This is a genomic window from Mesorhizobium sp. M0408, from assembly GCF_040321495.1.
Taxonomy (GTDB): Bacteria; Pseudomonadota; Alphaproteobacteria; order Rhizobiales; family Rhizobiaceae; genus Mesorhizobium.
On sequence record NZ_JAMYRO010000019.1, the window covers coordinates 35,142 to 56,266 of the forward strand.

A 21,125-nucleotide genomic window follows, 5' to 3' on the forward strand; every position below is an offset into this window, starting at 1 on the left:
ATGACCCGTCCCTACGCACCCGGTTATCGCATCCCGACCGACCTGTTGCTCAAAGCCTATGCCTCCGGCGTCTTCCCGATGGCCGAAAGCGCCAATGACCCCGAAGTATTCTGGGTGCGACCGGAGACGCGCGGCATCATTCCGCTCGACGGGTTCCACATACCGAAAAGCCTGAGAAAGACGATCCGCAAGAACCTGTTCGAGTTCCGCATCGATTTCGACTTCGAGGCGACGATCGAGGCCTGCGCCGAAAGGCGCGAGGAACGGCGGTCGACCTGGATCAACGCGCCGATCCGCGAAGCCTATATCGAGCTGCATCGGATGGGCCATTGCCATTCGGTCGAGGCCTGGCACAACGACCGATTGGTCGGGGGGCTCTACGGCGTATCGCTCGGCCGCGTGTTCTTCGGCGAGAGCATGTTCGCCAGGGAGACCGACGCGTCAAAGGCCTGCCTGGTTCACCTCGTCGAACGCCTGAAGGCGCGTGGCTTTGCACTGCTCGATACGCAGTTCACCACCGAGCATCTCAAACGCTTCGGTGCAATCGACGTGCCGCGCGGCAAGTACGAGAAGATGCTGGCCGAGGCGCTGAAGGGCGAGGCCGTGTTTTTTCCATAAACTGGTATGGTTCATCGTTTCACAGAAACACAATTCCGGACGGAAAGCCGTTCACACTTTCCCGGAATTGCTCTTGCGGCCGGTCAGCCTTTTGCTGCCGTCACCAGCGGCGTCTGTGCGTGGAACATCATCTTCCAGCCATTGACGCGATGGACATAGCCGGTGCTGACCAGCGCCGCATAGGCTTCGCCATCTTGCCGCGTCGCACGCGCCTCGTAGGTCAGCATGACGATGTCGCTGCCCGGCTCGATGATGCCCTTGAGATCGATGTCGAGATCGCGCCAGCGGTTCGGGTCCGTGGCAGTTGCGGCCAGATCGGTATTGCTCATCACCCGCGCCATCTGCGGGAAGGCCACCAGGCATTCGGTATCGGCATTGGCCTTGAAATAGTCGGCGCCGCCGCTCCAGAATCCCCTTTCGATGTCGAGAAGTTCGTTCTTGTTGGCCATCATCATGGCAACCTCCTCCGTAGAGAGGCACCAACGCTCGGGCAACACGGCGGTTCCGCAAGAGGCGGTATCCGCCGCGCGCTGACAGATTCTAGTTGGTTTTGGGGGCGGCGGGTGCTGGCACGTCGGACTTCTGCTTGCAGCCCTTCAGCCAGATATCATAGACGGCATGCTCGACGGCGTTGATCCCGGGGCTTTCGGCAAACATCCAGCCGGTGAAGATACGGCGTATTTTCCGGTCGAGCGTGATCTCGTCGACCTCGACGAACGAATCCGTCTTCGGCTCTTCGTTTTCGGGCCGCGAATAGCAGATGCGCGGCGTCACTTGCAAAGCGCCGAACTGCACCGTCTCGTCGATGTAGACATCGAAGGTGATGATACGGCCGGTGATCTTGTCGATGCCGGCGAATTCAGCGACGGGATTGGTGATGCGCTCGGATACTGCGGGTGCTGCAGGCGCCACCGACGCGTCCGGCGCAGGCGGCGCCAATTCCTGCGCAGCAGCAAGCGCCACCATAGAAGCGAGAACGACCGCGGTTAATCCGCCCGTCAAAATTCGGCTGAACATGCTCATGCAAGGTCCGGTGGTTTGCGCCCGGGTGATTCTCTTAACGCCAAGGCTAGTTGCTGCTGTCGGATCAGCAAACAGCTAAACAGCAATTGTGGCGACAAAGGACCGCCCTCGTTGGGACCGCCCTCGTGGGGACCGCCCCCGTGGGGACCGCGCGCGTGTCGCGGCGATCGATCACGAACCAGGCGTCCAGGCGTCGTAGTCGCCCGTCACCTGCGGACGATGCTGGTTGGTCAGCACCGAGCCTTTCGGGCGATAGGCCGCGGGGCTGCCGGTGAGGTTCGGCACATGCGGCTTTTGCCAGTCGCGTGGCTTGTAGTCTTCGCTTGGCGGCGCAACGTCGACACGATGATGGATCCAGCCGTGCCAGCCGGGCGGGATCGCCGAGGCTTCCGAATAGTTGCGGTAGATGACCCAGCGACGGGTGCGGCCTTCCGAATCGACGCCGCCCTCATAGTAGACGTTGCCGACCTCGTCCTGCCCGACCTTCTTGCCGTGCCGCCAGGTGTGGAAGCGCGTTCCCAATGTCTGGCTATTCCACCAGGTGAAAAACTGCAGAAGGAAAGTTTTCATCCAAATCCTCGTGGCAAGTCCTTGAAGCAAGTCCTCGCGGCGGCTGCGGCGCCTGTTCCTGCTTATGGCGTCACGGCATTGCGAAGGCAAGCGTCTTGCCGCAACCGAGGAGCAAATGGGTGGCGGGAAAGCGAAACGATCATGTTATTTTCGCGGCCGCCCGAAGCAGATGAAATGGGTTGTTGGCAACCTTACGCAGCGTTATTCTAGGAGTTGAAGCTTCGTTGCCTCAAGGACGGCAAATGAGAGGGGCTCATGTCATCGCTGGCGGGCACGGCCGGTCGCGCGTTGCCGCAGGTCGTTGAGGCGATCTACGATTCGATTGCCGACGTCGACCGCTGGCAGGCGACACTCGAGGCCATCTGCAACCTGGCGGAAGGCCAGCTTGCCATGCTCGCCGTCATCGACACGATCAGCAGCTCCGCGCGGTTTTCGGTGTCTTGCGGCGATCCCGCAGTTCTTGAGCCGTTGAAGCATGACTACGGCTCGCAAGTGCCGTTCTATGCGGCGGTTCCCAAGATGGAGGTCGACGTGCCGTTCACCGTCGATTCGATCTACGCCCTGCAAGGCCCGGATACGCGACAGAGATGGCTCGAAAGCCGCATCGTGCGCGAATGGGTGCAACCCAACCGCCTGGACGATTTCTTCTGGGTGGCGTTGATGAAGCGGCCGACCCGGATCGGCACGTTGATGGTGGTTACCGACAAGGACAGGCGCCAGATTTCCCGCGAGGATATCGAGCTTGTCTGCCTGCTGGCACCGCATGTGCGGCGCGCGGTGACCATCGGCGACCTGTTCGAGGCCGAGCGGCGCAAGGCCGAAATCTTCCGCTCCATCATCGAAAGCCTCGACCATCCGGTGCTGATCGTCGCCGAAGACATGACCATCATCTTCGCCAATCCATCAGCCGAAGCGCTGCTCGCCGAAAACATTTCGGTTGCTTGTGTGCGCGGCCAGCTTTCCTTCACCTATGCCAATGCCAATGCCGCGATCGGCCGCGCCGTCCAGCTCGGCACGCGCGACGAATTCGCGCTCGGACCTTGCGGCATCAACATTCCCCTGGCCAAGACGGCCGTTCCGGCGGTGGCCCATGTGATGCCGCTGGCGCGGCGTGAGATCTCGGCGCGCATCTCGCAGCGCGCCGCTGCAGCGATCTTCATCGCGGCGGCCGGTTCGGCACCAATCCCGGCGCTGGACGCCATTGCGGCGCTGTTCGGATTGACCGCGGCAGAAAGGCGCGTCGCCGGTCACGTTGCCGCCGGCCTGACGCGAAAGGAAATCGCCGCGGCCGGCGGCGTCTCGGACGGCACCGTCAAGTCGCAGCTGGCGACGATCTTCGACAAGACCGGTACAGGCGATCAGCGCGAGCTCGAACTGTTGATGCGCGAATTGTCGCCACCCTTGCGCTTACCCTTGCGCTCCAGGTGATTTTGCTCAGGTTCCCCGGACCGGCAGCGGTCCAGAAGACTCGGCCGGCAAGTTTTTCAAGCCCTTGAGACCATCGTCCGCAAAATCTGCGAAACGAAACCGGCATCGTTGCAATTCGGCCAAAATCATGGTGCGGTCGTTCGCGGTCCAGAAACGCGGCACTATGCTCGGCTGGAATGAAAATGGTTTCTGGCGCGGATCTCGATCTTTGACACCGACATCTACCGAGCGGCTGCTCCCCTACCTCTTTCTGCTTGGGCTGATCGTAATCGCGGTCGCTTTCCGGCCACTGCTGCCCGTCGACGAAACGCGATATCTCAGCGTCACCTGGGAAATGTATCTGAGCGGACAGATCTTCGTCCCGACGATGAATTTCGCGCCCTATCTGCAGAAGCCGCCACTGCTGTTTTGGCTTATCGACCTTGTCTGGAACATTCTCGGCGCCAGCCGGCCGGCGGCGATGCTGGTCATCTTCGCCGCCTCCTCGCTCGTCATCTGGCTGACGACGGCGTTGGCAAAGACCCTGTTTCCGGGCCGCGACGACATCGCGCGGCGCATCCCCTGGCTGGTTGCCGGAAGCAGCGTGTTCGTCATCTATTCGACGCTGATCCTGTTCGACCTGTTGCTGACGGTCTTCGTGCTCGCCGCGCTGTTGTCGTTGATTGCCTTTGCCCGCAGCGGCAACCGCTGGCAGGCCGTTCTGGCCGGGCTGTTCATCGGCATGGGCGTGCTGACGAAAGGCCCGGTGGTGCTGATCCATATCGGCGCGCCCATCCTGTTCTACCCGTTCTGGCGCGACGGGCGGGCGGGACTGACGACACCGAACTTCCTCGCTGGAGTGGGCCTGGCAGTGCTCGCCGCGCTGATTCCGGTGGCGATCTGGCTGGTGCCGGCGACCATCCTGACCAAAGGCAATTTCGTTTATGATCTCGTCTGGAACCAGTCGGCGGGGCGTGTCACCGGCAATTTGCGCAATTCGCACGGCCGGCCGTTCTATTTCTATCTGCTGCTGCTGCCGGTCATGTTCATACCGTGGATCTTCATACCCGAGGTGTGGCGGTTGAAGCTGCGCACGCGGATACGCAGCCTGATCGACGCGAAGTCGCCGGATCTGCGCGCCTTGCGCCTGCTGTCATTCTCGTTCGTTGCCGTGTTTCTCGTGTTCAGCGCGATATCCGGCAAGCAGCCTCATTATGTCGTGCCGATGTTGCCGTTCGTGGTCATCCTGTTCGGCTATTTCATGGCGGAGATCCCGCTCGCCAGGCTGAAGAGCTCGGCCATCGTCATGCTTGTCATTTTCGGCATCGGCCACGCGGTGGCATCGGCAACCGCGTTCAAACGCTATGATCTGACGCCGCTCGCCAACTTCATCGACGAGCGAAAGGATGCGGACTGGGCCGTGGCTTTCGACTATCAAGGCGAAGTCGGCTTCCTGGCCCGGTTGCAAAAGCCATTCGAAAGCACCGACAAACCGGAAGAATGGCTTGGCTCGCATCCCAGCGGCTATGTCATCGACAAGGTTTCCAAGGATCCCGGCACTGCAGGGCAAATCGCGTTCCGGCTTCGCGTCGAACGCGGCTATCTCGTCGTGCTGAAGGGACAGCATTGACGATCGTCACCGGTATGCGAGTTCGTCCCCCGCGCGGGAGATGAAGGCGTTGCTGCTTCGTGGTTCCATCGCTCGATAGAACCGGGAGGTATTCATGCGCAAGCTCATCTCGACGACGCTTTTTGCCTTATCGCTCGCTGTGGCCGGCCTTGCCGCCGATCCGGCATGGAGCTTCAAATGTCAGTCCGGAACGATTGGGCAAGGCAGTTGCTCCTGCTCCGGGACCGCCGACTGCACCGATATGCGGCATTCCAAAATGTGTAAGGGCGACCTGAACTGCGGTTCGGGCAAATGCTCCTGCACGGCCGCATTGGTAGTCGACCCCGGCCCGAAAACCCCCAAGCCCAAGGTCGTCGCGCCGAAGGCGACAACCAAAGGCGTCGTGAAGCAGTAGATATCCAATTCGAAAGGACGGCGGCTCGACGTCGCTGGGCCGGCCCGATGTTTCGCGGTTCATCCCCCGTGCGGGCGATGAACCGTCATCGAACAAATGCTGCTGTCTAGCCGGAGGGTGGTTTCCAACGACAGAGCGAGGATACCATGTTGAAAACCTGCACGATGCTGTTCTTCTGCCTGATGGCGGCCACCGCGGCCGCCCAGCCGCCGCCTTCGGGGCCGCCGGTTCCCAGTGCGGCACTTGCCCCATGCAACGCCACACAATCGAACAGGCCCTGCAAAGCCGAACTCGGCGTGTTCCTGATCACCAACACCGTCCGCAACCTGGCGCAAGCCAAAGTCGACGCCACCAACGCACAGCTGGCCGCCCAGGGACGATCGTCACGCGCATCGATCGAATCGCTGAAGCAATGGCGGCCGTCGCGCATTGCGACGCAGATGCTGAACCAGCCGAACAGCTGGTTTGTCAAAGTTCCTTACATCCTGACCATCAAAGTCTCGATCCCGGTGACCTCCGACCGCCACATCGGCATTCCCATAGACGTCAACGTCTTCTGCAGCGGCTGGCAGACCGATTCCAGCCAGGTCATCATCCGCTCGCAACCCGGCCCGGCGAGCTTCGAGGGCGGCAACATCCTCGAAGACGTTTTCAACGTCGGCAATTACATCGACGCTCAGGTACGCAGCTCGTTTTCGGCACCTCTGCCGGTGACGACGCCGGTTCCAAATTCGAAATGCTCGGCAATAGACGGCTCCGATGCCGGCACACAGGCCACCGGCGATGATCTCATCTTCTGGACGGTGCCGCGGCGCAACCTGGTGGTGACGGACGCCATAGCCAAGCCGACGGTTGAAGTGACCTTCGACAGCCTCACACGCCTGCCAGCCCGCGACTTCCACAACAATGTCGTCTATGCGGAATCCGAGGCCATAAACCTCAACGTCTATGCCAATGAGGATGGCCGTCAGAAGGCGCTGACGATGCGCGAAGGCGACGTGGCTGCGCTGAACCTTCCCGCGGTACGGCTGGACGCGCGAAAATACGATTCGCTGGTCGTCATCGGCAATGTCGACCAGCCGCCGAACGACCCCAGAGACAGCGCCTTCGCAGTAGCGGCCAAGACTGCGGGATTCGGTGCCGGTTCCAAGATCATGCAGATCCCGAAGTGGTATTCGAGGCCGCCGGACCAGTTCAATCCCAAGCCTACATGGATCAGAGTTCCCGGCTATGAGCTGCACTATACGGTGCGCTATCTCAACAGCGGCGGGCTGGCCGTCGATGGTGGAGCCAGTACGGTCCGGCCTCCAAAAGTCGCCGTTCCGATAAAGACGCTCATCAAGCCGAAAACGCCCTGACGCGGCCGCTCGCGGATGACGGCGGCGGTTCAGACCGCTGCCGCCTTGCCCCGCGCGGCAGATGCGGCAGCGCCGGCATCATGGCCTGATCTTGCTGGAACAAACGCGCCGCTGCGCCACGAGCGAGCGGCGCCATCGATGGAGACAAACGATGCTGCACCTTCCTCACACCATGCCCGCCATCAGGATCATTGCGGCAATCTCGCTGCTTGCCTTCCCGAACTTCCTGCCGCCGGTCACGAGCCCGGCGAACGCGCTGCCGGTCAGCCAATCCTGCCGGATCACCACCTATTACAAGACTGCGGCAAAGGCGACGGAGGTTGGCGTGCGCTCGACGTGCCAGGGCGTCAAAAAATGGGGTGTCACCTCGAAATATTACGAGGTGGAAAAAATCGAAGCCGCCACGCCCCCGCACACGTCGGGTGGAGGCGGCAGCCTGCCGTGCGAGTTTCTCGCTGCCGGCTGCTCCAACCTGCCTGAGAAACGCAACTGAGCGTCAGGCGAACGAGCTATCCGAGTTGCTTCTCCAAAACCAGCGCCGGCAAGCCCGAGGCGCCACCGCAATCGGCCGTGTTGCCGGCGGGCAAGAACCCCCTCGCGCGGTAGAAGGCGACAGCCGGAGCATTTGCTTCCTCGACCTCGACACGCAGCGTCCTGGCCTCCGGAAAGCTGGCCTCGATTTCGTCCAGCAGCGCCTGGCCGATGCCTTGCCTCTGCCAGGCCGGATGCACGTAAAGCTGGTTCAGCATGACGATCCTGGCATCCGTGGTGGCGGCCGCGAAAGCCATGCCGCCGATGGTTTTGCCGTCGTCGGCGACCAGGAACTCCGAGTTCGGCCGCGTCAGCCGTGCCTTGAGCGCGGCGATCGAATGCCATTCATCGGTGATTTCGGTAACCCGCGCCGCGCCGTAGATGGCGTCATAGGTGGCATGCCACGTCTCGACCAGCAATGCGCGCACCGCCGCCAGATCGCGCTCGCCGGCGGTGCGGACAAACATCCTACTCGATCCCGAGCTTGGCCTTGACCAGCTCATTGACCGCCTGCGGATTGGCCTTGCCGCCGGTCGCCTTCATCACCTGGCCGACGAACCAGCCGGACATGGTCGGCTTGGCGCGCGCCTGCTCGACCTTGTCCGGGTTGGCCGCGATCACCTCGTCGACCGCCTTTTCGATGGCGCCGGTATCGGTGACCTGCTTCATGCCGCGGCTTTCGACCAGCTGACGCGGATCGCCGCCCTCGTTCCAGACGATCTCGAATAGATCCTTGGCGATCTTGCCGGAGATGGTGCCTTCCTTGATCAGGTCGATGACCGCGCCAAGCTGGTCGGGTGAAACAGGAGCGTTTTCAATGTCCTTGCCGGCTCTGTTCAACGCACCCAGCAAATCGTTGATGACCCAGTTGGCGGCAAGCTTGCCATCGCGACCAGCGGCCACCTTCTCGAAATAGTCGGCGACCGCCTTTTCCGATACCAGGATCGAGGCGTCGTAGGTCGACAGGCCGAGCGAGGTGATCAGCCGCGCCTGTTTGGCGTCGGGAAGTTCCGGCAGGTCCTTTGCCAACTCGTCGACATAGGCCTGGTCGAATTCCAGCGGCAGAAGGTCGGGATCGGGGAAATAGCGGTAGTCGTGCGCTTCTTCCTTGGAACGCATCGAGCGCGTTTCGCCCTTGTTGGGGTCGAACAGCCGCGTTTCCTGGTCGATCTTGCCGCCGTCCTCGAGGATGGCGATCTGGCGGCGCGCCTCGTAGTCGATGGCCTGGCCGATGAAACGGATGGAGTTGACGTTCTTGATCTCGCAGCGCGTGCCGAATTCACCGCCGGGCCGGCGTACCGAGACGTTGACGTCGGCGCGCAGCGAGCCTTCGTCCATATTGCCGTCGCACGTGCCGAGGTAGCGCACGATGGTGCGCAGCTTGGTGACATAGGCCTTGGCTTCATCGGCGGAGCGCATATCCGGCTTCGAAACGATCTCCATCAGCGCCACACCGGAGCGGTTGAGATCGACATAGGACATCGTCGCATGCTGGTCGTGCATCGACTTGCCGGCGTCCTGCTCCAGGTGCAGGCGCTCGATGCCGACCTCGATGTCCTCGAATTCGCCCTGCCGGTCCGGGCCGACCGAGACGATCACCTTCCCCTCGCCGACGATCGGCTGCTTGAACTGCGAGATCTGGTAGCCCTGCGGCAGGTCGGGATAGAAATAGTTTTTCCTGTCGAAGACCGATTTGTGGTTGATCTCGGCCTTTAGGCCCAGCCCGGTGCGGATCGCCTGCTTGACGCATTCCTCGTTGATGACCGGCAGCATGCCGGGCATCGCCGCGTCGACCAGGCTGACATTGGCGTTGGGCGCGGCGCCGAAAATGGTCGAGGCGCCGGAAAACAGCTTTGCCTGAGAGGTCACCTGCGCGTGGACCTCGAGGCCGATGATGATCTCCCAGTCGCCGGTGGCGCCGGGAACCAGGCGCTTGGCGTCGGGCGTGCGGGTGTCGATAATGCTCATAAGGGCCTGCATATTGAAATTGCGGATATGCGAGAACGCATATTTTGATGTGCAACTTCGCTAGTGCAAACCGCCAAAAGAGACAAGCGCAAAGCCGCAGGCGCCGACGCGGCACAGGCCCGCACCTGCCGCGACGAACTGCGATAGCAGCTTGAAAAATCGACCTGTCGGCAACCCGGCCGCCGTCACCTATGCCGTGGCGATGTAGGCCCTGATCTCCTCGGCCTCGCGCTCGACATCCTCGATGCGGCGCTTGACCACGTCGCCGATCGACACGATGCCGTCGAGCAGCCCGTTCTTTTCCACCGGCAGATGGCGGAAGCGGCCCTTGGTCATGATCTCCATGACCTCGTTGACGGTGTGGTTCTCATTGCAGATCTTCACCTTGGGCGTCATCGCCGAGCGGATGGCAAGGTCGAGCGCCGCCGCCCCCTCCTTGGCGAGAACCCGCACCACATCGCGCTCGGAAAGAATGCCGACGATCTTGTGATCGCCGTTGGTGATGACCAGCGCGCCGATCCTGTGTTCGGAAAGCATGCGGATGGCTTCGCTGAGCTTTTCGTTCGGCCCGAGCGTCACCACGCCGTGGCCTTTTGCCTCGAGAATTGCCTTAACAGTCATGGCGTCCTCCTCTGCATTTCCTGCCGGCTCCTGCCCTGGCCGGCTTTCCCTGGGATGAACATGGTGCGCCGCGATCGGTTGCTTTTCAAGTGCGGCGGTCTCAGGTCTCCGGCTCGTCCGCCTGCCGGGGCACCTGCTCTCGTCGATCAAAAAACCGCAGGCCGAAGAAGCCGGCAAGAAAGCCGCCAATATGGGCTTCCCAGGCGATCTGGCCGTCAATGCCAGGCGCCAGGCCGAAGAGGCCGGTCGCGAGGTTGATCACCATCCACATGGCGAGAAAGGTGACGACGCCGCGCGAGCGCAGCACCGCCGCCATCGGCAAAGGCCGGCCGGCGAAGGCGGCCTTGCCCGACGAGCGGTCGATGCGGAAGCCGTAGCGTGCCGCCGCGCCCATCATGCCGGAAATCGCGCCGGAGGCGCCGACCAGCGGCGCCTCGCCAAGCGGGTGCATGGCCCAGAACAGCGCCACCGCCGCCAGTCCGGTCGCGGCGAAGAACAGGCTGAAGCGCAGGGCGCCGAAGCGGTTGGCCAACGGTGAGCCGAAGGCCGCGAGCCACACCATGTTGATGGCAAGATGGGCAAAGCCGCCATGCAGGAAGGCATATGTAAAGGGCCGAGAAAACAGGAACCAGTCGAAGCCGTATTGGCCAGTGTAGAGAACAGGAATGAAGGCCCCGTCGTACAATAGTGTCAGCTGCTGGTCTTGGCTAAGCACATACTGCTGCATCAGAAAGACGACGACGCAGATGGCGATCACCGCCAGCACCACGGGCGGCAGGTTGAACACCGGCTCGCGGCGCTGCTCCGGTTCGCGGGCGACAGGCCCACCCTGGCCCTGCTCGATCTCCGGTGGGCTTTCTGGGTCGCTCATATGGCTTGCACTCAGTCGCTGGATTGGACTTGGCGAGCATGTAGATCACGGCCAACCGAATCACAAACGGCGAATCAGCAGCCCCGAATCAAAAAAAGAAGCCGTCCAAGGTTTCCCTTGAACGGCTGGTCGAGCCCCCTTGCTCCCCCTGAACTCTTGACTGAAGTGCTGCCGATCGTCGCAAAACGACCGCTTCTGGAGTGGTTTTGGTGTGCCACAGGCCTCGCTGGCGCGCAACGTAAACCAGTTGTTAACCTTAACCGCCCCGACCCGTGAACAAGTATTAACGATGCTGGCACGCATCCTGCTCCGCAACGCATGTAGGTCTTCGGAGGGCGCCCTTCTGTTCACCGATGGGACATCAGAAGACAGAATGCGCGGAGCAGCATTAGCATGAACCAGACCGGATCGATCACGCTGTTCCATTATTGGAACCGGTTGCGTGACGGACGCCCTGCCCCGAAGCGCTCGGAAGTCGAGCCGGCCGACATCAAGTCGCTGCTGGCCGACACGTTCATCCTGGAAAAGGACACGCGCGGCGAAGCGGTGTTCCGGCTCGCCGGCACCAGGCTCTGCGCGGTCTATGGCCGCGAACTCAAGGGGTTTTCATTCCCTTCGCTGTGGCGCGAGAAGGATCAGCGGCTGATCTCGAAGCTGACCGATGGCGTCTTCGACCTGAAATCGGTGGTGCTCATCACCTACGAGGGTTTCAGCCGCAGCGGCCGTTCCAACAGGTTCGAGCTGCTCGCGCTGCCGCTCGACGGCGGTGTCGAGAGCCCGCGCTGCCTCGGGGTGATAAGCGCCGTCGAAAAGCCCTTCTGGCTGGGCGCCGACCCGGTTCTCGACGCCTTGATCGATTCGATCCGCGTCGTCGATCCCGACAAGGAGCCGATGTTCCCGGGGAACCGTCCGGCGATCGAGGTTCCCTCGCTCGCCCCGTCGGAATTCGACCCGCCCGAGACGATTTCGGCGCTCGGCCAGGCCCGCCGCATCCGTCACCTGGTCGTCTTCGACGGCGGACGCGAGGAATGATGCCCAAAGCTTAAAGCAACAGCGCCGGGCTTTCCCCTTTGTTAACCTGCTTTGTTGTAGTTTTCCGCTGAAATTCCCCGCATCCATGCGCGGAATGCCGAACGGGGTATGGCAGTGATGAGGTCAGCGGCGGTCGACCATACGCCGTCCCAAGCTGAAAGGCGCAACTTTCAGCGCGTCCGCGTGAAAATTTACGGACGCTTCATGCTGGAAGACCGCACCGAACATCCCTGCCAGGTGGTCGACATGTCGCCCGGCAACGTCGCGCTGCGCACCGAGCGCGCCGGCCTGGCGGGCGAAAAGGTCATTGCCTATATCGATCACATCGGCCGCATCGAAGGCGTCATCACCCGCACTTTGCAGGATGGCTTTGCGATGACCGTCATCGCGTCGGACCGCAAGAGGGACAAGCTCGCCGCGCAACTGACCTGGCTTGCCAACAAGCACGAGCTCGACCTGCCGGAAGACCGCCGCCATGAACGCGTCGCACCGCGCAACCCGACGAGCGTGCTGCAGCTTGCCGACGGACGCCAGTACCAGTGCCGCATCATCGACCTGTCGCTGTCGGGCGCGGCGATCGAGATCGACGTCAAGCCGGCCATCGGCGTCCAGGTGACGCTGGGCACCATGCGCGGCCAGGTAGTGCGCCATTTCGAAGATGGCGTCGCCATCGAGTTCGCCGTCATCCAGCGGCCGGAAACGCTCGATACCGAATTCAGCTCATCGCGCGGCTGACGCGGAAGCGTTAGCACTATCGGGAAGAGAGAGGCTGGCGATCCTTCGCGCCCCCTCTGTCCCGCCATCCTAGCTGTTCGAACGGTGCGACGAAGCATGGGAACATGCCCGGCTGGAATCCTTAAACAATTCTATATTCAATTGCGTCAAATTTTATGTTTATTCTATTGGCGTTTTACTTAATGTCTACTTCGCGCTTTTGCGTCAAATAAATCCAGCCGTGTCATTGTCTCCTCAAACGGGGAGACTGAATAATGAACAGGATGAGGGGCAAGCTGTTGCTGGCGGCAATAGCGATGCAGCTTTTCGGTTGGGGGACTGTAAACGCGGCGGAGCCGGCCTTCATGCACACCGGCGGCCGCACCACGCAGCCGGTCGGACACTACGAATTGTGCCAGCAGCTTCCGCAGGAATGCAATCAGAGGACGCCTGGCCGGGCACCCGTCGAGCTGACCCGCAAGCTGTGGGCAACGATCGTCAAGGTCAACAATTCGGTCAACAGCAGGGTCGCGCCGCGCACCGACATGGAAATGTGGGGCAAGGAGGAAGTCTGGTCCTTTCCCAATAGCGGCTTCGGCGACTGCGAGGACTATGCGCTGGAAAAGCGCCGCGAGCTGATGAGCATCGGCGTGCCGGCCGGCGATCTGCTGATGACGGTGGTGCGCCAGCGCAATGGCGACGGCCATGCGGTGCTGACCGTGCGCACCAGCCTTGGCGAGTTCATCCTCGACAATCTCCAGCCCAAGGTGCTGTCCTGGACCAATACCGGCTACACCTACCTGAAGCGCCAGTCCGAGCGGAATTCCGGCGCCTGGGTGACGATCAACGACGGCCGCTCCGACGCGGTCGCCAGCGTCCGCTGAGGACGCCAAGGCATGTCGCCCAAAAGTGCGTAGCGGTTTTGGGATAACGACATGCATAAAACAGAGGTTAAGTGCGTCGCATGACTTCGCGCTTTAGGAGAAACCCGGTCGAGTCCCCACCCTCCCCGTCCCCAACGACCGGGTTTAAGGAGCCGGCCCCGTCCCCGGGCCGGCTCCACCATTTCCGGCGGAACACATCTCGATAAAGTTATCTCGGCTTTGCCTCCAACTGCGCTTCGTCATCCAAGCTGTCTCACGATCGTTTGTGGGATACGAGCTGCCGTTTGCCGTCGAAACGCTGTTACTTGCCCCTGATACGGAACGCGTCGACAAAGGCGGAAAACGCCGGAGAGGGATGGCGCCGGCTTGGATAGTACAGGTGGTAACCCTGGAACGTCGGGCACCATTTGGTCAGGACTTCCTGGAGAAGGCCACTCTCAATGTGTGGAAGGACGAGTTCACGCGGCAGATAGGCCAAGCCCACTCCGTCAAGCGCAGCCTGGATCGCCGGCCCCATGTTGTTAAGCGTCAGTTGTCCCTCGACCCGAGCATTGAACTCGCGCGCTCCTTCCCGCAATTCCCAGGCATAGACCGATCCTGACGTCGGCAGCCGGTAGTTGATGCAGTTATGGTCGGTCAGTTCCTGCGGCGTCTCCGGCGGTGTCCGGTGGGCGAAGTAATGGGGTGAGCCGACCACAGTGTAGGTCACGTCGGCTCCGATGCGCACGGCTACCATATCCCGGGCAATGGACTCGCCCAGACGCACGCCGGCATCGAACTGGCGCTCGACGATGTTGGTGAAGGCGTTGTCGACCACCAACTCGACATTGATATCGGGGAAGTCGCTCAGGAACTTTGGCAGCCGGGCGCGGAAGACAATGTCGACCGAATCGTCGGTGCACACCAGGCGAATGTTGCCGGACGGCCTGTCGCGAAGGACGCCGAGAGCGCTGACCTCAGCCGCGATGCCTTCGAAATGCGGTTCGATGCCTTCCTTGAGGCGTTGACCGGCCGCCGTCGGGGCCACGTCGCGCGTGGTGCGAGACAGAAGACGGACGCCAAGCCGCGACTCCAGCGACTTGATGGTGTGGCTAAGGGCCGAAGGAGTGACCCCGAGCTTGGCGGCTGCTCGGGTGAAGCTCCGCGTCCGGGTGATCTCCAGGAACGCGCGCATTTCGGCGAACTCGTCGCGTGGCATTGATGAGCCTCATTCACAACCACATCAAAATTATACCCGCTAGTCGCATTTGGCCAGCCCGACTACTTAGTTCGGGAACGGACAGGAGACTGCCTTATGACCATCGATTTCGTGCTGGACGAGGCCACTGCTGCTGATAGCGGGACGACCCCATGGTCTGCGGTGGTCTGCCTGTCGCTGCTGACCTTCCTTCTGGTCGGACTGGAGTTCCTCCCGGTGAGCCTGCTCACCCCGATCGCTCAGGATCTGGCCGTCTCCGAGGGTCAGGCAGGCCAGGCAATCGCGGTATCCGGATTCTTCGCCGTGGTTACCAGCCTCTTCGGCAACTCGCTGTTGCGAAACGTCGATCGACGGACGGTGGTTCTGGTCTATACGGCAGTGCTGGCCGCATCGAGCCTGGCGGTGGCGCTTGCTCCCAACTTCCTGGTCTTCCTGGCCGGGCGGGCGCTGGTCGGCATCGCGATCGGCGGTTTCTGGTCACTGTCGACGGCCATTCTGGCCCGCCTGGCCGCGGGACCCGACCTGCCCAAGGCCATTGCCTTGCTCCAGGGTGGCACTGCCTTCGCATTGGTGATCGCCGCGCCCGTCGGCAGCTTCCTCGGATCGCTGATCGGATGGCGGGGAACCTTTTTCGTCACTGTCCCCATCGGCCTTGCGGCGCTCGTGTGGCAGTTGGCCGTTCTCCCGAAGATGCCGCCGATAGAGATCGCCTCGGTGTCGAGCATGTTCGGCCTGCTGCGGAATCGCAGATTCGCCATCGGCATGGGCGCGACGGGGCTCGCTTTCATCGGGCAGAACGCGCTCTCGATCTATCTGCGGCCGTTTCTGGAAAACGTGACGGGCCTTGAGGTCAACACCCTCTCACTGGCTCTGTTAGGCGTCGGCCTCGGTGGCCTGGCGGGACTGTCGATTGTCGGCCTCATACTCCGGCGGCACCTCACAGCCGTGCTGATCGGGCTGCCGAGTGCACTCGCGGTCTTCGCTCTACTGCTGATTACCTTTGGACCGTTTGCACGCGCCACGGCCGGCCTCCTGGTTCTTTGGGGACTGTTCGCTACCCCGATCCCGGTGGCGTGGAACACCTGGATGACCACGCTCATCCCTGAAGACCTGGAGGCCGGGGGCGGACTCCAGGTCGCCCTGATCCAGTTCGCGATCGCAGGCGGCGCTATTGCAGGAGGCCTGCTGTTCGACGTGGCCGGTTGGTGGAGCGCCTTCCTTCTCGCCGCGGTCCTGCTCACGAGCTCGGCCTTGCTCGCCGCCTCGGCCGGCCCCCGCACCTGAACTCTTTCAATTCTTGTCTAGGAGAATCTCATGTCCGGAGGAATCGAGAACAAGGTCGTCGTCATCACCGGTGCCAGCAGTGGCCTCGGTGAAGCGACGGCACGCCATCTTGCCGCACGAGGCGCTTCCGTGGTCCTGGGTGCACGCCGGTCACACCGCATCGACGCCCTTGTCCAGGAACTGACCGCCGCTGGGCACAAAGCCAAGGCCGTTACTACGGACGTCACCGACGCCGGCCAGGTCCAGAACCTGGTGAACACGGCGGTCCGGGAATTCGGCCGCATCGACGTGATGCTCAACAATGCGGGCCTCATGCCGTTGGCCCCGCTCGAACGGCTCAAGGTCGACGAATGGGACCGGATGATCGACGTCAACATCAAGGGCGTCCTTTACGGCATCGCGGCCGCGCTTCCGTACATGAAGGAGCAGCGATCGGGGCACATTATCAATGTCTCGTCCGTATACGGCCATGTGGTCGACCCGGGTGCGGCGGTCTATTGCGCCACCAAGTTCGCGGTGCGTGCGCTGTCCGAGGGTCTGCGGAAAGAGGTGAAACCCTACAATATCCGCACCACGGTGATCTCGCCGGGCGCTGTCAGCACAGAGTTGCTCGAGCATATCAGCGAGAAGGATATCCAGCAGGGGACCAGGGACTTCGTGAGCAAGATCGCCGTGGGGCCAGATACGTTTGCCCGAACGGTCGCCTTCGCGATCAACGAGCCCGACGACGTCGATATCAACGAGATCTTGTTCCGGCCGACCGCCCAGCCGGTTTGACTTGGAAGGGGTTATGCTTCGATATCTTAAGGCCCGGCTCCGCCATTTCCGGGTCGGCTAGACCTTCCTCAACCCAGCCCTAAACCGCCTGCCGTTTGCCACATAATACGCGGCCGAGGCGCGCAGCCTGGCGACTGCGGCCTCGTCGAGCATCCTGACGACGCGCGCGGGCGAGCCGACGATCAGCGAATTGTCGGGAAATTCCTTGCCTTCGGTGACCAGCGCACCGGCGCCGACCAGCGAGTTGTTGCCGATCTTCGCGCCGTTCAGCACGATGGCGCCCATGCCGATCAGGCTGTTGTCGCCGATGGTGCAGCCATGCAGCAAGGCGCGATGGCCGATCGTGCAGCGTTGGCCGACGGTCAGCGGAAAGCCGGCGTCGGTGTGCATGATTGTGTGCTCCTGCACATTTGTGTCGGCGCCGATGACGATCGGCTCATCGTCGCCGCGGACGACGACGCCGAACCAGAAGCCGGCATTGCGGCCAATGCTGATATTGCCGATCAGGGTGGCATCGGGCGCGATCCAGTTGCTGTCGGCGTCCTCGAAGGCGGGCGCTTTTCCGTCAATCGCGTAGATCGGCATTGCTGTCTCCAGATCGTCTCACACCGACAAGCTGCCAGACCCTAGAAGCGAAGCCGCCCAGGACGCAATGGCGATCACCACCATGCCCAGCGCCAGCGCCCAGATGGTCGCCGTACAGCCGCAGGAGATCAGCCCCAGCACCGAGATGCGACGCTCGCGCCAGGCGTCCAGCGCCTCGTTGGCGAACATCAGCGGCCCGGCGCAAGCCGTCGTGGCGAGCGAGCGCAGCACGTGCTTCGACGATACATAGGGCTGGACGAAGGCAAGCCTACGGCCGGCGATCAGCTCCATCACCGATCCGGTCAGGCCGCAAGCCGTCAGCCCAGCCATAAAACTGAATATGATTTGTTCGACCGGGCCCATCTTTACCCTCCGTTTACCATGAAATCGCACAGTCGCCCGCAAAGCTGCGAAGCAAGAGCCGTGCGCGCCGAGATGTGCCGTTCAGGTACACCCGATGGGACGGCAAATGAGGATCGCGATGAAGCAGGCAGCCGCCACAGAGGGCCCGCAACTCAGCGTCGTCGATTCGACGCTGATGAAGCGAGTGTTTTATGCGTTCGCGACGCTGGCGCTGCTTTCGGTGGCGATCAGCCTTGGCGGCAAATGGTTCGGCCGCTCGATTGCCATGGCCGGGTACACCGACGACACCACGGTCCACAAGGTCGTCATCGGCAACAACGTCATCGCCGTGCCGGCCAATGTCATCCGCTTTGCCCAGGCCCGGCGCGACGGCATCGCCTCGCGACTCGACCTCTATCTGCGCTATCCCGAGATGGACGGCTACAGCGAGGCTGCCCGCAACGACTTCAACCACACCGGACCCAGCAAGGACATCGTCTTCCTGTCGTTCGAGCCGCAGATGATGTCGCGCGACATGAGCGGCCGCTTCGCGCCGATCTACAGCGCGCTGATCGCCAAGCCGGGTACGCCCGGCCCTGGCGGCACCACGCTTTACGCCTTCAGCGAAAAATCAGGCTATCTGAACGAAGTGCTGGCGGTCGCCGATCGCCCCGGCAAGGATCCGTTCGTCGCACGCTGCCTGAGCGGCCCGAGCTCGGACGAATCGCTGGCGCCCTGCGAACGCGACATCCTGGTCGGCGACAATCTCAGCCTTACCTACCGCTTCCCCCGGGAATTCCTGGGCGACTGGCAGGGGCTCGACGCGGCGATTTCGGGCGAGGCGGCACGTGTGCTGAAGACCGGGCGGTAAGCAACGAAACGAGCCGTTCCGTAGCGATCCTTCGCGCCCCTCTCTGTCCTACCGGACATCTCCCCCACGAGGGGGGAGATCGGCCGTCATCTTGGCTTTCGCCAGTCTCCAATGTTGCAGGAAGAGTGCAGCGCCGAGGCTGCCAATCTCCCCCCAGGTGGGGGAGATGGGCGGCAGGCCAGAGGAGGGCGCTGTCCCGCCGCCGTCCTGCAAGGTTCCGTACCGCCGCAGCGCTTGAGGGGTAGCGGCCAGCTAAACTCCCAACTCAGGCCAGATCGATGTCGAGGATCGCCATCGAGAAATTATAATCGCCGTCGTCCTCGTCCTTGAAGACGATGCCAAGGAACTCGTCGCCGACATAGACCTCGGCCGAATCTTCCTTGCGCGGCCGCGCCTTCACTTCGAGTTTGGGGTTCTGGAAGGTGCGCTTGAAATAGGCGTCCAGCTTTCTGATTTCGTCCGGCTTCAACAGTCTTCTCCGATCGTCGGCTTCTTCGTTTGAGCGCGCTTCTGGCACGTCGACAATGGCCATGTAAAGGCAAGCCGGCGAGAGAACACGGGCAATCGCCTCAGGTTTGCGCTGCCCCTCATCGCCCTGCCGGGCACTTCTCCCCGTATAGTGACGGGGAGAAGGCCGCCTTCGCAAAAAATTTCGCCAATCTCCAGCGTTACAGAAACAGTGCCGAGGCCGCAGTCAGCCCCTTCTCCCCGTCACTATACGGGGAGAAGATGCCGGCAGGCAGATGAGGGGCAGCGCCGACATTGATAGTTGGTCCGACGCGACAAGCCCCTGCCCGAGCACTCAGATGTCGAAGCTGACGACGTGGTCCATCGTCTGCGATGGCAACAGCTGGTCCATCTGCCGCGAAGGCTGGTCGCAGCCGGTCTCGCCGACGACGCGGGCCGGCACGCCGGCAACCGTCTTGTTGTGCGGTACCGGCGACAGCACCACCGAGCCGGCCGCGATCTTCGAGCAATGGCCGATCTCGATGTTGCCGAGGATCTTGGCGCCGGCGCCGATCAGCACGCCGTAGCGGATCTTGGGATGGCGGTCGCCGCCGGCCTTGCCGGTGCCGCCCAGCGTCACGCCGTGCAGGATCGACACGTCGTCCTCGATCACCGCCGTCTGGCCGACGACGAGGCCGGTGGCGTGGTCGAGGAAGATGCCCTTGCCGATGCGGGCAGCCGGATTGATGTCGGTCTGGAACACCGAGGACGACCGGCTCTGCAGATACAGCGCGAAGTCCTGGCGGCCCTGGTTCCACAGCCAATGCGCCAGCCGGTGCGTCTGGATGGCGTGAAAACCCTTGAAGTAGAGCACCGGCATGATGAAGCGGTCGCATGCCGGATCACGGTCGTAATAGGCCTGGATATCGACGCGCACCGTCGTCGACCAGTCCTTGTCGTCGGCCGCCATCGCCTTGAACGTCTGGCGGATGAGGTCGGAGCCGATGTCCTGATGGGCGAGGCGCTCGGCCAGCCGGTGAATGACCGCTTCTTCCAGGTTTTCCTGATTGAGGATGGTCGAATAGAGGAACGCCGCCAGCAGCGGATCGCGGTTGACCGCTTCCATCGCTTCGTCGCGGATCGAACGCCAGATCGGATCTACCGGCTGCACCCTGGTGGGACGGGAAATCGTAACGCTGTTCATCTGATGTCTCCGGCCATCCAATGTCTCGGCCATCCAATGTCTCGGTTGGCGGCTTGCCTATTCTCCGGCCGCACCTATAAGCCAGATCATAGCACGGGTGAACTCAATTTTCCTTAGTGCTTCGTGAAATGGATTTGGTTGGCGGAATTTCAAGCAGCCATGGAAAACGCAACCTTGATGGACGAGACCCTGAAGCGCGAGCTTTCCGCGCTCTATGAGGCCGAAGATCGCCACTACCACGACCTTGGCCACATCGAGGCGACGCTGGCGCTGGCCAATGATTACAAGGCGTTGTTGCATGATCCTGAAGCAGTCGAGGCAGCGATCTGGTTCCACGACGCGATCTACGACAGCCGCGCCAAGGACAATGAGGCGAGGAGTGCCGCACTTGCCGAGGAAAAGCTCGCCGGCCGCGCCGATGCACAACGCATCGGTCGCATCGCGGCGATGATCACTGCCACTGCCGGCCACGAATTGCCGCCCCTTGGCGACCAGCATTCGGTTCGTGACGCGGCGCTGTTCCTCGACATGGACCTGGCGATCCTGGGTGCTGCGCCCGACGTGTTCGACGCTTATGAACAGGCGGTCCGCCGCGAATATAAGTGGGTCGATGAGCCGATGTGGCGGGCCGGCCGTGCCGCAGTCCTGAATGGCTTCCTCGCCCGCCCGCATGTCTTCCACAGCAAGGAGTTCCGCCGGCGCTTCGAAACCCAGGCCCGGCATAACATGGCGCGCTCGCTCAGGGCGCTGGGGCACAGCCCGCGCCGATCGTAGCCCGACGCGTCGGCCACTTGCG

Annotated in this window: 25 protein-coding genes; 13 read left to right on the plus strand and 12 right to left on the minus strand. The window is 62.3% G+C overall.

Going from position 1 to position 21,125, the window contains the following annotated elements; translation table 11 throughout:
* Positions 1 to 618, plus strand: a complete 618-nt coding sequence (aat, locus tag NKI67_RS21980) for a leucyl/phenylalanyl-tRNA--protein transferase (protein ID WP_023674821.1) — start codon at positions 1 to 3, stop codon at positions 616 to 618.
* Positions 619 to 701: 83 nt separating this feature from the next.
* On the opposite strand, the gene NKI67_RS21985 is transcribed toward aat, so the two are convergent.
* From NKI67_RS21985 to NKI67_RS21995, 3 genes are all read right to left on the minus strand, one after another.
* Positions 702 to 1,070, minus strand: coding sequence for a hypothetical protein (locus tag NKI67_RS21985; RefSeq protein WP_352458853.1), 369 nt, complete (start codon positions 1,068 to 1,070; stop codon positions 702 to 704).
* Between the two features lie 88 nt (positions 1,071 to 1,158).
* Entirely contained in the window at positions 1,159 to 1,641 is a 483-nt protein-coding gene (locus NKI67_RS21990) for a DUF2155 domain-containing protein (protein WP_352451095.1), read from the minus strand.
* A 171-nt stretch (positions 1,642 to 1,812) separates the two neighbouring features.
* A complete protein-coding gene (locus tag NKI67_RS21995; protein ID WP_352458848.1) occupies positions 1,813 to 2,211 on the minus strand; it encodes an NADH:ubiquinone oxidoreductase subunit NDUFA12 in 399 nt (132 codons plus the stop codon).
* Between the two features lie 255 nt (positions 2,212 to 2,466).
* Between NKI67_RS21995 and NKI67_RS22000 the strand changes: the two genes are divergently transcribed.
* From NKI67_RS22000 to NKI67_RS22020, 5 genes are all read left to right on the plus strand, one after another.
* The gene (locus tag NKI67_RS22000; RefSeq protein WP_352646742.1) at positions 2,467 to 3,639 is read left to right on the plus strand and encodes a helix-turn-helix transcriptional regulator; all 1,173 of its coding nucleotides are present in this window, start codon (positions 2,467 to 2,469) and stop codon (positions 3,637 to 3,639) included.
* 208 nt (positions 3,640 to 3,847) lie between these two features.
* Positions 3,848 to 5,248 (plus strand): ArnT family glycosyltransferase, encoded by a 1,401-nt coding sequence (locus NKI67_RS22005; RefSeq protein ID WP_352646744.1) that lies wholly within the window; start codon positions 3,848 to 3,850, stop codon positions 5,246 to 5,248.
* A gap of 94 nt (positions 5,249 to 5,342) precedes the next feature.
* Positions 5,343 to 5,642 (plus strand): hypothetical protein, encoded by a 300-nt coding sequence (locus NKI67_RS22010; protein ID WP_352646745.1) that lies wholly within the window; start codon positions 5,343 to 5,345, stop codon positions 5,640 to 5,642.
* 146 nt (positions 5,643 to 5,788) lie between these two features.
* Positions 5,789 to 7,000, plus strand: coding sequence for a hypothetical protein (locus NKI67_RS22015; RefSeq protein WP_352646747.1), 1,212 nt, complete (start codon positions 5,789 to 5,791; stop codon positions 6,998 to 7,000).
* Between the two features lie 151 nt (positions 7,001 to 7,151).
* The gene (locus NKI67_RS22020; protein WP_352646750.1) at positions 7,152 to 7,493 is read left to right on the plus strand and encodes a hypothetical protein; all 342 of its coding nucleotides are present in this window, start codon (positions 7,152 to 7,154) and stop codon (positions 7,491 to 7,493) included.
* Positions 7,494 to 7,509: 16 nt separating this feature from the next.
* Here the strand turns inward: NKI67_RS22020 and NKI67_RS22025 are convergent, their stop codons facing one another.
* The 4 genes from NKI67_RS22025 to NKI67_RS22040 all read right to left on the minus strand — a co-directional run bounded on the left by NKI67_RS22025 (position 7,510) and on the right by NKI67_RS22040 (position 10,991).
* Positions 7,510 to 7,998, minus strand: a complete 489-nt coding sequence (locus NKI67_RS22025) for a GNAT family N-acetyltransferase (RefSeq protein ID WP_352646752.1) — start codon at positions 7,996 to 7,998, stop codon at positions 7,510 to 7,512.
* A 1-nt stretch (position 7,999) separates the two neighbouring features.
* Positions 8,000 to 9,499, minus strand: coding sequence for an Asp-tRNA(Asn)/Glu-tRNA(Gln) amidotransferase subunit GatB (gene gatB, locus NKI67_RS22030; protein ID WP_352646755.1), 1,500 nt, complete (start codon positions 9,497 to 9,499; stop codon positions 8,000 to 8,002).
* A gap of 189 nt (positions 9,500 to 9,688) precedes the next feature.
* Positions 9,689 to 10,120, minus strand: a complete 432-nt coding sequence (locus tag NKI67_RS22035) for a CBS domain-containing protein (RefSeq protein WP_352451102.1) — start codon at positions 10,118 to 10,120, stop codon at positions 9,689 to 9,691.
* 100 nt (positions 10,121 to 10,220) lie between these two features.
* Positions 10,221 to 10,991 (minus strand): rhomboid family intramembrane serine protease, encoded by a 771-nt coding sequence (locus NKI67_RS22040; protein WP_352451103.1) that lies wholly within the window; start codon positions 10,989 to 10,991, stop codon positions 10,221 to 10,223.
* A gap of 393 nt (positions 10,992 to 11,384) precedes the next feature.
* Between NKI67_RS22040 and NKI67_RS22045 the strand changes: the two genes are divergently transcribed.
* The 3 genes from NKI67_RS22045 to NKI67_RS22055 all read left to right on the plus strand — a co-directional run bounded on the left by NKI67_RS22045 (position 11,385) and on the right by NKI67_RS22055 (position 13,621).
* Complete coding sequence (locus NKI67_RS22045) at positions 11,385 to 12,023, plus strand: PAS domain-containing protein (protein ID WP_023674809.1); 639 nt, start codon at positions 11,385 to 11,387, stop codon at positions 12,021 to 12,023.
* A 117-nt stretch (positions 12,024 to 12,140) separates the two neighbouring features.
* Positions 12,141 to 12,758 (plus strand): PilZ domain-containing protein, encoded by a 618-nt coding sequence (locus NKI67_RS22050; protein ID WP_352646758.1) that lies wholly within the window; start codon positions 12,141 to 12,143, stop codon positions 12,756 to 12,758.
* 263 nt (positions 12,759 to 13,021) lie between these two features.
* Positions 13,022 to 13,621 carry a transglutaminase-like cysteine peptidase gene (locus tag NKI67_RS22055; protein WP_198023528.1) on the plus strand — a complete coding sequence of 200 codons (600 nt, stop codon included), beginning with the start codon at positions 13,022 to 13,024 and terminating at the stop codon, positions 13,619 to 13,621.
* Between the two features lie 301 nt (positions 13,622 to 13,922).
* Here NKI67_RS22055 and NKI67_RS22060 read toward each other — a convergent pair whose 3' ends face one another.
* Positions 13,923 to 14,819, minus strand: a complete 897-nt coding sequence (locus tag NKI67_RS22060) for a LysR family transcriptional regulator (RefSeq protein WP_352541384.1) — start codon at positions 14,817 to 14,819, stop codon at positions 13,923 to 13,925.
* Positions 14,820 to 14,915: 96 nt separating this feature from the next.
* Here NKI67_RS22060 and NKI67_RS22065 point away from each other — a divergent pair, with 96 nt between their 5' ends.
* Both NKI67_RS22065 and NKI67_RS22070 read left to right on the plus strand, forming a co-directional pair.
* Entirely contained in the window at positions 14,916 to 16,103 is a 1,188-nt protein-coding gene (locus NKI67_RS22065; protein ID WP_352646761.1) for an MFS transporter, read from the plus strand.
* Between the two features lie 30 nt (positions 16,104 to 16,133).
* Positions 16,134 to 16,880: an SDR family oxidoreductase gene (locus NKI67_RS22070; RefSeq protein ID WP_352646763.1), complete on the plus strand. Its 747-nt coding sequence runs from the start codon at positions 16,134 to 16,136 to the stop codon at positions 16,878 to 16,880.
* Positions 16,881 to 16,937: 57 nt separating this feature from the next.
* Here NKI67_RS22070 and NKI67_RS22075 read toward each other — a convergent pair whose 3' ends face one another.
* Both NKI67_RS22075 and NKI67_RS22080 read right to left on the minus strand, forming a co-directional pair.
* Positions 16,938 to 17,465 carry a gamma carbonic anhydrase family protein gene (locus NKI67_RS22075; protein ID WP_352646765.1) on the minus strand — a complete coding sequence of 176 codons (528 nt, stop codon included), beginning with the start codon at positions 17,463 to 17,465 and terminating at the stop codon, positions 16,938 to 16,940.
* Positions 17,466 to 17,483: 18 nt separating this feature from the next.
* Positions 17,484 to 17,828 (minus strand): DUF6949 family protein, encoded by a 345-nt coding sequence (locus NKI67_RS22080; RefSeq protein WP_352646767.1) that lies wholly within the window; start codon positions 17,826 to 17,828, stop codon positions 17,484 to 17,486.
* A 118-nt stretch (positions 17,829 to 17,946) separates the two neighbouring features.
* On the opposite strand from NKI67_RS22080, the gene NKI67_RS22085 reads away from it, so the two are divergent.
* A complete protein-coding gene (locus tag NKI67_RS22085) occupies positions 17,947 to 18,678 on the plus strand; it encodes a hypothetical protein (RefSeq protein WP_352570896.1) in 732 nt (243 codons plus the stop codon).
* Between the two features lie 265 nt (positions 18,679 to 18,943).
* Here the strand turns inward: NKI67_RS22085 and NKI67_RS22090 are convergent, their stop codons facing one another.
* Positions 18,944 to 19,147, minus strand: a complete 204-nt coding sequence (locus tag NKI67_RS22090) for a DUF3126 family protein (RefSeq protein WP_023674799.1) — start codon at positions 19,145 to 19,147, stop codon at positions 18,944 to 18,946.
* A gap of 333 nt (positions 19,148 to 19,480) precedes the next feature.
* Positions 19,481 to 20,329, minus strand: a complete 849-nt coding sequence (gene cysE / locus NKI67_RS22095) for a serine O-acetyltransferase (RefSeq protein WP_023717455.1) — start codon at positions 20,327 to 20,329, stop codon at positions 19,481 to 19,483.
* Between the two features lie 159 nt (positions 20,330 to 20,488).
* Between cysE and NKI67_RS22100 the strand changes: the two genes are divergently transcribed.
* Positions 20,489 to 21,103, plus strand: coding sequence for an HD domain-containing protein (locus NKI67_RS22100; protein WP_352570894.1), 615 nt, complete (start codon positions 20,489 to 20,491; stop codon positions 21,101 to 21,103).
* Positions 21,104 to 21,125: the final 22 nt, after the last annotated feature.

Coding starts and splice junctions, on each gene's coding strand:
- cysE (WP_023717455.1), bottom strand. CDS start 20,329: ATGAACAGCGTTACGATTTCCCGTCCCACCAGGGTGCAGCCGGTAGAT.
- NKI67_RS22040 (WP_352451103.1), bottom strand. CDS start 10,991: ATGAGCGACCCAGAAAGCCCACCGGAGATCGAGCAGGGCCAGGGTGGG.
- NKI67_RS22025 (WP_352646752.1), bottom strand. CDS start 7,998: ATGTTTGTCCGCACCGCCGGCGAGCGCGATCTGGCGGCGGTGCGCGCA.
- NKI67_RS22075 (WP_352646765.1), bottom strand. CDS start 17,465: ATGCCGATCTACGCGATTGACGGAAAAGCGCCCGCCTTCGAGGACGCC.
- NKI67_RS22015 (WP_352646747.1), top strand. CDS start 5,789: ATGTTGAAAACCTGCACGATGCTGTTCTTCTGCCTGATGGCGGCCACC.
- NKI67_RS21995 (WP_352458848.1), bottom strand. CDS start 2,211: ATGAAAACTTTCCTTCTGCAGTTTTTCACCTGGTGGAATAGCCAGACA.
- NKI67_RS22060 (WP_352541384.1), bottom strand. CDS start 14,819: ATGCCACGCGACGAGTTCGCCGAAATGCGCGCGTTCCTGGAGATCACC.
- NKI67_RS22100 (WP_352570894.1), top strand. CDS start 20,489: ATGGAAAACGCAACCTTGATGGACGAGACCCTGAAGCGCGAGCTTTCC.
- NKI67_RS22020 (WP_352646750.1), top strand. CDS start 7,152: ATGCTGCACCTTCCTCACACCATGCCCGCCATCAGGATCATTGCGGCA.
- NKI67_RS22035 (WP_352451102.1), bottom strand. CDS start 10,120: ATGACTGTTAAGGCAATTCTCGAGGCAAAAGGCCACGGCGTGGTGACG.
- NKI67_RS22050 (WP_352646758.1), top strand. CDS start 12,141: ATGAGGTCAGCGGCGGTCGACCATACGCCGTCCCAAGCTGAAAGGCGC.
- NKI67_RS21985 (WP_352458853.1), bottom strand. CDS start 1,070: ATGATGGCCAACAAGAACGAACTTCTCGACATCGAAAGGGGATTCTGG.
- aat (WP_023674821.1), top strand. CDS start 1: ATGACCCGTCCCTACGCACCCGGTTATCGCATCCCGACCGACCTGTTG.
- NKI67_RS22065 (WP_352646761.1), top strand. CDS start 14,916: ATGACCATCGATTTCGTGCTGGACGAGGCCACTGCTGCTGATAGCGGG.
- NKI67_RS22010 (WP_352646745.1), top strand. CDS start 5,343: ATGCGCAAGCTCATCTCGACGACGCTTTTTGCCTTATCGCTCGCTGTG.
- NKI67_RS22085 (WP_352570896.1), top strand. CDS start 17,947: ATGAAGCAGGCAGCCGCCACAGAGGGCCCGCAACTCAGCGTCGTCGAT.
- gatB (WP_352646755.1), bottom strand. CDS start 9,499: ATGAGCATTATCGACACCCGCACGCCCGACGCCAAGCGCCTGGTTCCC.
- NKI67_RS21990 (WP_352451095.1), bottom strand. CDS start 1,641: ATGAGCATGTTCAGCCGAATTTTGACGGGCGGATTAACCGCGGTCGTT.
- NKI67_RS22000 (WP_352646742.1), top strand. CDS start 2,467: ATGTCATCGCTGGCGGGCACGGCCGGTCGCGCGTTGCCGCAGGTCGTT.
- NKI67_RS22055 (WP_198023528.1), top strand. CDS start 13,022: ATGAGGGGCAAGCTGTTGCTGGCGGCAATAGCGATGCAGCTTTTCGGT.
- NKI67_RS22045 (WP_023674809.1), top strand. CDS start 11,385: ATGAACCAGACCGGATCGATCACGCTGTTCCATTATTGGAACCGGTTG.
- NKI67_RS22080 (WP_352646767.1), bottom strand. CDS start 17,828: ATGGGCCCGGTCGAACAAATCATATTCAGTTTTATGGCTGGGCTGACG.
- NKI67_RS22070 (WP_352646763.1), top strand. CDS start 16,134: ATGTCCGGAGGAATCGAGAACAAGGTCGTCGTCATCACCGGTGCCAGC.